Source organism: Micromonospora sp. NPDC023633 (assembly GCF_040640035.1).
Taxonomy (GTDB): Bacteria; Actinomycetota; Actinomycetes; order Mycobacteriales; family Micromonosporaceae; genus Micromonospora.
Window position 1 is genome coordinate 1 of record NZ_JBFABB010000164.1, and the last position, 9,167, is coordinate 9,167.

A 9,167-nucleotide genomic window follows, 5' to 3' on the forward strand; every position below is an offset into this window, starting at 1 on the left:
CGGCCTCCCGGCCGGCGGCCTCCCGGCCGGCGGCCTCCCGGCCGGCGGCCTCCCGGCCGGCGGCCTCCCGGCCGGCGGCCGCCGCAGGACGCTTGTTGGCCGCCTCGACCGTGAGCCGGTCGAGTTCCGCGTGCTCGGTGGCGATGCCGGCGCCGCCCTCGCCCGTCCGCGCACTGGTACGGACGGGCCGACCGATCGGCTCAGCGGACCGGTTCCCGCCGGCTCCCGCGCCCTGTCCACGGTCGGCGCCCGACGAGGTCGGGACCGGTCAGCCGGCGTCGAGGGGGTCGGCGAGCAGGCGTTCGAAGGCCAGCTCGGCGGCGCCGATCAGCGCCGCGTCGTCGCCGAGTTTCGGGGTGCGCAGCCGCACGTGCTCCAGGCACGCCGGCAGGGCGACCGAGTTGAGCCGGCTGCGCACCTGGGCCGCCGCCGCGAGGTAGAGGTCCCGCATGCCGCCGCCGAAGATGACCATCTCCGGGTTGAAGATGTTCACCAGGTTGGCCACCCCGAAGCCGAGCCAGTCGCCGGCCTGGCGTACCGCCGTCTGCGCCCGCAGGTCGCCCCGGTCGGCGGCGTCGAAGACGGCCAGCAGCGCGTCGCGGCCCCGCGCGTCGGAGCGGCCGGCCGCGCGCAGCAGCGCGTACTCGCCGATCTCGGTCTCCCAGCAGCCCCGGGAGCCGCACTCGCAGGGCGCGCCGTCCCGGACGACCACCATGTGGCCGACCTCGCCGCCGTAGCCGCCGTGCCCGGTCAGCCGGCGCCCGCCGGCGATGATGCCGGCGCCGACGCCCACGTCCCCGTACAGGTAGATGACGTTGTCGCAGCCGGCCGCCGCGCCCCGGGCGTGCTCGGCGAAGGCGGCCACGTCGGCCACGTTGCCGACCGTGACCGGCACGCCGCAGCCCAGCTCGGCGCCGAGCGCCGCGCCGATCGGCTCGTCGACCCACCCGGTGGTCGGGCCCAGCCGGACCAGCCCGTCGGCGCGCCGGACCATGCCGCAGACCGCGACGCCCGCGCCGACGCAGACGGCGTCCGCCGGCGCGCTCTGCTGCATCTCCTTGACCGCCCCGGCCAGCAGCGGGGCGGCCTCCGCGGCGGTCAGACCCCGGGGGCGGTCCAGCTCCCGGCGGTCGAGCACCGCGCCGCCGAGACCGATCCGCGCGGCCCGCAGCCGGTCCACCTCGATGCTGTACGCGTACGCGTGCACCCGGTCCGACTCGGGCCGGACGACCAGCGACGGTCGTCCGGCCCGGCCGGTCTCCTTCGGCGTCCCCTCGCTGACCAGCCCGGCGCTGGCCAGGTCGGCGGTCAGCGCGCCGATGGTGCTGCGGTTGAGCCCCAGCGTGGTGGTGAGCTCGGCACGGGTGGTGGCCCCGTGCACGTGCACGTAGCGCAGCAACGCGCCCAGGTTCTGCCGACGGATCTCGTCCTGGCTCGGTCCTGCGCGCATCGCTGTCGTCACTTCCGGTGCCGCGCGGTCAACGGTTGCCGGTGGCGGTGGAGCGCCGGCGGGAGAACGCGTCCACGCTCGCGGCGAGCAGCAGCACCACGCCGGTGACCACGTACTTCACCCCCGAGCTGTATTCCATCAGGCCCATCCCGTTGTCGATGACCGCGACGACCGCGCCACCGAGGACGGCGTCGAGCACCCGGCCCTTGCCGCCGAAGAGGCTGGTGCCCCCGATGACGGCCGCGCCAACCGCGTAGAGCAGTACGTCACTGCCACCCGTGTTGGGGTCCACCGAGTTGGCCCGGCTGGCGGCGACGATGCCACCGACGGCCGCCATCGAGGAGCAGATGACGAAGACCGAGATGCGGATGCGGTCCACGTTGATGCCGGCCCGGCGGGCCGCCTCCTTGTTGCCGCCCACAGCGTAGACGTGCCGGCCGTAGGTGGTGCGCTGGAGCACGAAGGTCCAGAAGACCAGCAGCGCCGCGATGATCGGCACCACGATCGGCACGCCCTTGAGCGAGCTGACCACGACGTTGCGGCTGCGCTCCAGGTTGAGGATGAAGACCGCGACGCCGAGGACGAGCGCCAGCCCGCCGATCCGGGCGAAGACCACCGCGATCGGGTCGGTCACCAGGCCCCGGGCGGCCCGCGTACGGTGCCGGAGCAGTTGCACGGCCGCGTAGCCGGCGACCGCCACCGCGGCCAGCAGCCAGCCCAGGACGGGCGGGAGGTTGCGGTTGGCGATGGCCACCAGCACCTCGTCGCGGACGGAGATGTTGGCGCCCTCCTCCATCAGCATCAGCACGATGCCCTGGAAGGCGAGGAACCCGGCGAGGGTCACCACGAAGGACGGGATGCCGATCTTCGCGACCAGGAAGCCGAGGGTGGTGCCGATCACCACGCCGGTGACGATCGCGGCGAGCACGGCCACGTACCACGGGTAGCCGAGCACGGTGACCACGTTGGCGAGGATGGCGGCGCAGACGCCGCTGGCGAAGCCGGCGGAGAGGTCGATCTCGCCGAGCAGCAGGACGAAGACCAGCCCCATCGCGATCAGCGTGACCGCGGCGCCCTGGGTGAACAGGTTGGCGAAGTTGCCGGCGCTGAGGAACGTCGGCTGCATGATCGAGAAGACCGTGCAGAGCACGACCAGGCCGAGCACGGCCGGCAGCGCGCCGATGTCGCCGCCGCGGACCCGGCTGACGTAGTTGCGGACGTGACTGCCGAGGGTGGGCGGCGGTGTGACGGCCGCCGGGCCGTCCTTCTGCACGACGGTGGTGGTCATCGGACGCCTCCTGAGTTGCTGTCGGCCGGCTCCGCGCCGTGCCCGTTGCCGCCGTTGGCCGGCTCGGTGGCGAGCCCGAGCCCGCCGGAGCGGCCGGCGGTGATCAGCTCGACCACCTGCGAGTGGGTGATGTCGGTGGTCTTCACCTGGGCGACCATCTGGCCGAGGTAGAGCGCGGCGATCCGGTCGGAGACGGCGAAGACGTCGTTCATGTTGTGCGAGATGAGGACCACGGCGAGGCCGTTGTCGGCGAGCCGGCGGACCAGTTCGAGCACCTGGGCGGTCTGCGCGACGCCGAGCGCGGCGGTCGGCTCGTCGAGGATGACGAGCCTGCTGTTCCAGAGCACGGCCTTGGCGATCGCCACGGTCTGGCGCTGGCCGCCGGAGAGGCTGGAGACGTGCTGGCGCAGCGACTTCACGGTCCGCACGCTCAGCCCGGCGAGGGTGTCGGCGGCCATCTGCTCCATGGTCGGCTCGTCGAGCACGATGCCGCTGCGCTTCTCCCGGCCGAGGAACATGTTCTGCACGATGTCGAGGTTGTCGCAGAGCGCGAGGTCCTGGTAGACGACCTCGATGCCGAGCGCGGCGGCGTCGCGGGGGCTGTTGATGGTCACGGGCCGGCCGTCGAAGTGGAACTCGCCGGCGTCGGTGGGGTAGATGCCGCTGATGCACTTGACGAGGGTCGACTTGCCGGCGCCGTTGTCGCCGACCAGCGCGGTCACCTCGCCCGGGTGGGCGGAGAAGGCGACGTCGCGCAGGACCTGGACGGGACCGAAGCTCTTGTCGATCCCGCGTAGTTCCAGCAGGGGGGTTGCGGACACGGGGGTCTCCTTCAGGTGGAGGGGAGGTCTCGGATCCCGTCCGGCGCGAACCGCCGCCCGGCACAGGTCCGTGCCGGGCGGCGTGCGCGTGGATCGGGTACGGGTCAGCTGATGCCGGCGTCGGCGCAGAGCTTGGCGTACGCCCCGGCGCAGACCTCGTCCTTGGTGACGAAGCCGTCGGCGATGACGTCCTTGACGTTCTCCTTGAAGATCAGCTTCGGGGTGAGCAGCACCGCCGGGACGTCCCGGCCGCCCTCCGGGTCCTTGACCGTCTGGCCGGTCTCCTTCTTCTCACCCTTGGCCACCGCGATGGCCAGGTCCGAGGCGGCCTTCGCCTCCTCCTTGATCGCCTTGTAGACGGTCATGCACTGGTCGCCGGCGAGGATGTTCTGCAGGCCCTGCGGGGTGGCGTCCTGGCCGGTCACCGGGACCTTGCCGTTGAGCTTGTTCTTCTTCAGCACCGAGATCGCCGCGTTGCCGAGGCCGTCGTTGGCGGCGAGCACGCCGTCGATCTTGCCGCCGGTCTGGGTCAGCATCTGCTCGAAGATCGTGGCCGCCTGGGTGTTGTCCCACTCCGGCACGTTCTGGTCCGGGCCCTTGGTGTACTCCTTCGAGTCGAACTTCGGCTTGAGCACCGAGTCGTACCCGTTCTTGAACAGCGTGGCGTTGTTGTCGGTCGGGGAGCCGTTCAGGTAGGCGACGACCGGGTTCTTGGCGCCCTTGTCGGTCAGGCACTTGCTCAGGCCCTCGCCCTGGAGCTTGCCGACGACCTCGTTGTCGAAGCTGACGTAGTAGGTGGCCGAGCCGCCCAGCGTGAGCCGGTCGTAGTCGATGGTCGCCACGCCCTGGGACTTGGCCTTGTCGAGCACGGCCTTGCCGGTGCCGGAGTCCAGGTTGACGATCATCAGGGCGGTGACGCCCTTGGTGATCATCTGGTCGGCGATGGTCTGGAACGCCGTCTTGTCGCCCTGGGCGTTCTGGATGTCGTAGTCGACGCCGGCGGCCTTGAACGCCTCCTCCAGGAACTTGCGGTCCGCGCCCTCCCAGCGGGCGGAGGACTTGCTGTCCGGCAGGATCACGCCGATCTTCGGCTTCTTCTCGGTGGAGCCGCCGGCCTCGGAACCGGAGTCGTCGCCGCAGGCGGTCAGGCCGCCGGTGGCCAGCAGGCCCACGGCGGCGAAGGTGAGGAAGCCCTTGCGCATCAGCAGGGTCCTTTCGGGGGTGGGGGATGATGTTGGTTTGTTGTGTCCGGCAACGTATTCCGCTTCGCGCCGCGGGCACAAGAGCGCCGAGGTCGCGAGTTTGTTGTCGGCAGTAACAATTCAGCAACGTCCCTGTCACCCGGCCGTCGCCCACGAGGGAGCGCTCTCCCGGTGCCAGCCGGAACGGCGCAGCTCAGCGGGCGGAGAGCGGGGCGGTGGCCGCGCCGGTGAGCGCCACCAGGTCCTGCGGGGCGAGCTGCAGCTGGAGGCCGCGCCGGCCCGCCGAGACGTAGACGGTGGGATGGTCGAGCGCCGACGAGTCGAGCACGGTGGGCAGCCGCCGGCGCTGGCCCAGCGGGCTGATCCCGCCGCGCACGTACCCGGTGGCCCGCTCGGCCGCCGCCCGGTCGGCCATCGCGGCCCGCTTGCCGCCGACCGCCGCCGCGAGCGCCTTCAGGTCCAGCTCGCCGGTGACCGGCACGACCGCCACCGTCAGCGCGCCGTCGACCTCGGCGACCAGCGACTTGAACACCCGCTCCGGCGGCACCCCCAGCGCCGCCGCGACCAGCGCGCCGTAGTTCGGCGCGTCCGGGGAGACGTCGTACGGATGTGTGGTGTGGGCGATCTTCCGCTTCGTCAGCAGCGCGGTCGCCGGAGTGCCCTGTCCCGCCATGACGGTCAAGCTAACCCGGCCCCGCGCGACCCGCGAGCCGAAAGCGCCGGGCGGTCGACGACACCGGCGCCCGCCCTCCCGCGCGCTACCCGACCGGCCGGCAGAGCAGCACCGTCGGCGCCCCGGCGACCCGGGTCAGCACCAGGCTGGCCGCCTCGCCCCCGGCCAGCCGCAGGTCCCGCCGGAGCTTCTCCGGCTCCAGCGCGGACCCGCGCTTGAGGATCTCCACCCGTCCGACCCGGCGCTCCCGCAGCAGCGCCCGCAGCCGCTTGAGCGAGAACGGCAGCACGTCGGTGACCTCCAGGCAGCGGGCGAACGGCGTCGGCACGGGGGCGTCCGCGTGGAGGTAGGCGATGCTCGGGTCGGCCAGCGTCGCGCCCAGGGTGTCGGCCAGCTCCGCGACCAGGTGCGCGCGGACCACCGCGGGGTCCGGGTCGTACAGGAAGCGGCGCGTCGGGCCGACGGGGGCCTCGGCGTCGCCGGAGCCGGTCAACTGATGGCAGCCGCCGGAGCCGGTCGGTCGGTCGGTCGGATCCCCGGCGTGGCCGGAGGCGTCGACCGGGGCCGCTTCCCTGCCCCGCAGCGCGGTGGCCCGGCGGGGCACCTGCGCCAGCTCGCCGCACCACAGGGCCGCCTCGACCAGGTCGCCGTCGACGCTCACCCACTCCGCCTCGGCGCCCGCCGGGATCAGCGCGTGGTCGATGCCGGGCGCCACCTTCACGACGGTGTGCGGCACCCGCTCGGCCAGCCCGACCACGAAGTCCCAGGGCGGCGAGTAGGCGTTCGGGTCGAAGATGCGCCGCCCGGTGCCCGCCCTGCGGCGCGCCGGGTCGCAGAACACCCCGTCGACCCGGCCCACGTCGAACGCCGTGGCGTCGCCGCACTCCACCGTGAACAGCTCGGCCAGCCCGGCCGCCTCGGCGTTCGCGGCGGCCATCGCGGCGGTCACCGGGTCGGCCTCCACGCCGTACACCCGGATGCCGGCGCGGGCGGCGGCGAGCGCGTCCGCGCCGAGGCCGCAGCCGAGGTCGGCGAGGGTGCGCACCCCGGCGGCCCGCAGCCGGTCGGCCCGCCGCGCCGCGACGACGCCGCGCGTGGCCTGCTCCAGCCCGGCCCGGGTCAGGAACATCCCGGCCGCCGCCGGCCCGAACTTGCCGACCGCCCGGCGCCGCAGCTCGGCCTGGGTGAGCGCGGCCGACGCCAGCCCGGCCGGCAGTCCGGCCGAGCGGAGCGCGGCCGCCGCGGTCAGCGGGTCGCCGCCGGCCACCCGCGCGGCCGCGTCGAGCGCGGCCGACCCCTCGGGCGTACGCAGGGCGGCGAGCTGGTCGAGATCCACCCGGTCATTGTGGTCCGCGGACCCGACGCGCCGGGCGGCGGGTTGGCACTCTCCTTGACGGAGTGCTAGCCGAGGAATAACCTGCGATTAGCACTCTCACCCCGAGGGTGCCAGCTTCCGGGCCTCGTGGCCCGGGCGCTGAACGCCAGGCGGACCGGCACCCGCGACGACGGCCCCGCCCGGTGGCATGTGGCAGATTGACGCTGGCCGGCTTGCCGGTCGGTAACGAAACCAGTACCCCAGGAGGGTATGCCCGTGACTACCGCGACCAAGGTTGCGATCAAGCCGCTCGAGGACCGGATCCTGGTCCAGGCGAACGAGGCTGAGACCACCACGGCGTCGGGCATCGTGATCCCCGACACCGCCAAGGAGAAGCCGCAGGAGGGCACCGTCCTCGCTGTCGGCCCGGGCCGGATCGACGACAAGGGCAACCGGATCCCGGTTGACGTCTCCGTCGGCGACACCGTCATCTACTCGAAGTACGGCGGCACCGAGGTCAAGTACGCCGGCGAGGAGTACCTGGTGCTCTCCGCCCGCGACGTCCTCGCGGTCATCGAGAAGTAAGCAACCGATCAGTGTCGTCGCCCCGGTCCGGCTCGCCGGGCCGGGGCGACGTCGCTTCGAAGGGACATTCATGGCGAAGATCCTGAGCTTCTCGGACGACGCCCGGCACCTGCTCGAGCACGGTGTCAACGCCCTCGCGGACGCGGTCAAGGTCACCCTCGGCCCGCGCGGGCGCAACGTCGTCCTGGACAAGAAGTTCGGTGTGCCCACGATCACCAACGACGGCGTGACCATCGCCAAGGAGATCGAGCTCACCAACCCCTACGAGAACCTCGGTGCGCAGCTGGTCAAGGAGGTGGCGACCAAGACCAACGACGTCGCCGGCGACGGGACCACCACCGCCACCGTGCTGGCCCAGGCGATGGTCCGCGAGGGCCTGCGCAACGTCACGGCCGGCACCAACCCGGCCGGCCTCAAGCGGGGCATCGACGCGGCGGCCGCCAAGGTCTCCGAGGCGCTGCTCGGCCGCGCGGTCGAGGTCGCCGACAAGAAGTCGATCGCGCACGTCGCGACGATCTCCGCGCAGGACGCCACGATCGGCGAGCTGATCGCCGAGGCGATGGAGAAGGTCGGCCGCGACGGTGTCATCACCGTCGAGGAGGGCTCCGCCCTGCACACCGAGCTGGACGTGACCGAGGGTCTCCAGTTCGACAAGGGCTTCATCTCGCCCAACTTCGTCACCGACATGGAGTCGCAGGAGTCGGTCCTGGAGGACCCGTACATCCTGATCACGACGCAGAAGATCTCGGCGATCGAGGAGCTGCTGCCGCTGCTGGAGAAGGTCCTCCAGAACAGCAAGCCGCTGCTGATCATCGCCGAGGACGTCGACGGCCAGGCGCTGTCGACGCTGGTGGTCAACTCGATCCGCAAGACCCTCAAGGTCTGCGCGGTCAAGGCCCCCGGCTTCGGTGACCGGCGCAAGGCGATGCTCCAGGACATGGCGATCCTCACCGGCGCCGAGCTGGTCGCGCCCGAGCTGGGCTACAAGCTCGACCAGGTGGGCCTGGAGGTGCTCGGCACCGCCCGGCGCGTCGTGGTCGACAAGGAGAACACCACGGTCGTCGACGGTGGTGGCAAGTCGAGCGAGGTCGCCGACCGGGTCGCGCAGATCCGCAAGGAGATCGAGGCCTCGGACTCCGACTGGGACCGGGAGAAGCTCGCCGAGCGGCTGGCCAAGCTCTCCGGCGGCATCGCGGTCATCAAGGTCGGCGCCGCGACCGAGGTCGAGATGAAGGAGCGCAAGCACCGCATCGAGGACGCGATCGCCGCCACCAAGGCCGCGGTCGAGGAGGGCACCGTCCCCGGCGGTGGCGCCGCCCTGGTGCAGATCCTGCCGGCGCTCGACGACGACCTCGGCTTCACCGGTGACGAGAAGGTCGGCGTCTCGATCGTGCGCAAGGCGCTGGTCGAGCCGCTGCGCTGGATCGCACAGAACGCCGGCCACGACGGCTACGTCGTCGTGAACAAGGTCGCCGGCAAGGAGTGGGGCCACGGCCTCGACGCCGCCACCGGCGAGTACGTCGACCTGGCGAAGGCCGGCATCCTCGACCCGGTGAAGGTGACCCGCAACGCGGTCACCAACGCCGCGTCGATCGCCGGCCTGCTGCTCACCACGGAGAGCCTCGTGGTGGAGAAGCCGGAGAAGGCCGAGCCGGCCGCCGGTGGGCACGGGCACAGCCACGGCCACGGCCACCAGCACGGCCCGGGCTTCTGACCCTCGCCGTACGCCTCGTCGGGGGGCGCCCGGCGCGGGAGGGGGGGGCCCCCCGCCCGCCCGGGGGCCGGGGGGGGGGGGGGTGGGTGTAGGACACCGGGGTAAGCCCCAGACACCAA

General features: G+C 72.6%; 8 protein-coding genes. 2 read left to right on the plus strand and 6 right to left on the minus strand.

Going from position 1 to position 9,167, the window contains the following annotated elements; genetic code table 11:
- Positions 1 to 268: 268 nt before the first annotated feature.
- The 6 genes from AB0G13_RS31160 to AB0G13_RS31185 all read right to left on the minus strand — a co-directional run bounded on the left by AB0G13_RS31160 (position 269) and on the right by AB0G13_RS31185 (position 6,770).
- Positions 269 to 1,450: an ROK family protein gene (locus tag AB0G13_RS31160; protein WP_357882137.1), complete on the minus strand. Its 1,182-nt coding sequence runs from the start codon at positions 1,448 to 1,450 to the stop codon at positions 269 to 271.
- Positions 1,451 to 1,478: 28 nt separating this feature from the next.
- Positions 1,479 to 2,738 carry an ABC transporter permease gene (locus tag AB0G13_RS31165; protein ID WP_357882140.1) on the minus strand — a complete coding sequence of 420 codons (1,260 nt, stop codon included), beginning with the start codon at positions 2,736 to 2,738 and terminating at the stop codon, positions 1,479 to 1,481.
- Positions 2,735 to 3,559 carry an ATP-binding cassette domain-containing protein gene (locus AB0G13_RS31170; RefSeq protein WP_357882144.1) on the minus strand — a complete coding sequence of 275 codons (825 nt, stop codon included), beginning with the start codon at positions 3,557 to 3,559 and terminating at the stop codon, positions 2,735 to 2,737. The genes AB0G13_RS31165 and AB0G13_RS31170 overlap by 4 nt, the downstream gene beginning before the upstream one ends.
- A gap of 104 nt (positions 3,560 to 3,663) precedes the next feature.
- On the minus strand, positions 3,664 to 4,761 hold the full coding sequence (locus tag AB0G13_RS31175) for a sugar ABC transporter substrate-binding protein (protein ID WP_357882147.1): 1,098 nt from the start codon (positions 4,759 to 4,761) through the stop codon (positions 3,664 to 3,666).
- A gap of 193 nt (positions 4,762 to 4,954) precedes the next feature.
- The gene (ybaK, locus tag AB0G13_RS31180) at positions 4,955 to 5,434 is read right to left on the minus strand and encodes a Cys-tRNA(Pro) deacylase (RefSeq protein WP_357882150.1); all 480 of its coding nucleotides are present in this window, start codon (positions 5,432 to 5,434) and stop codon (positions 4,955 to 4,957) included.
- 85 nt (positions 5,435 to 5,519) lie between these two features.
- On the minus strand, positions 5,520 to 6,770 hold the full coding sequence (locus AB0G13_RS31185; RefSeq protein ID WP_357882153.1) for a methyltransferase domain-containing protein: 1,251 nt from the start codon (positions 6,768 to 6,770) through the stop codon (positions 5,520 to 5,522).
- Between the two features lie 249 nt (positions 6,771 to 7,019).
- Between AB0G13_RS31185 and groES the strand changes: the two genes are divergently transcribed.
- Together groES and groL are read left to right on the plus strand one after the other, a co-directional pair.
- Positions 7,020 to 7,334: a co-chaperone GroES gene (gene groES, locus AB0G13_RS31190; RefSeq protein WP_121399825.1), complete on the plus strand. Its 315-nt coding sequence runs from the start codon at positions 7,020 to 7,022 to the stop codon at positions 7,332 to 7,334.
- Positions 7,335 to 7,404: 70 nt separating this feature from the next.
- Entirely contained in the window at positions 7,405 to 9,048 is a 1,644-nt protein-coding gene (gene groL / locus AB0G13_RS31195; protein WP_357882156.1) for a chaperonin GroEL, read from the plus strand.
- The last annotated feature ends 119 nt before the right edge of the window (positions 9,049 to 9,167 follow it).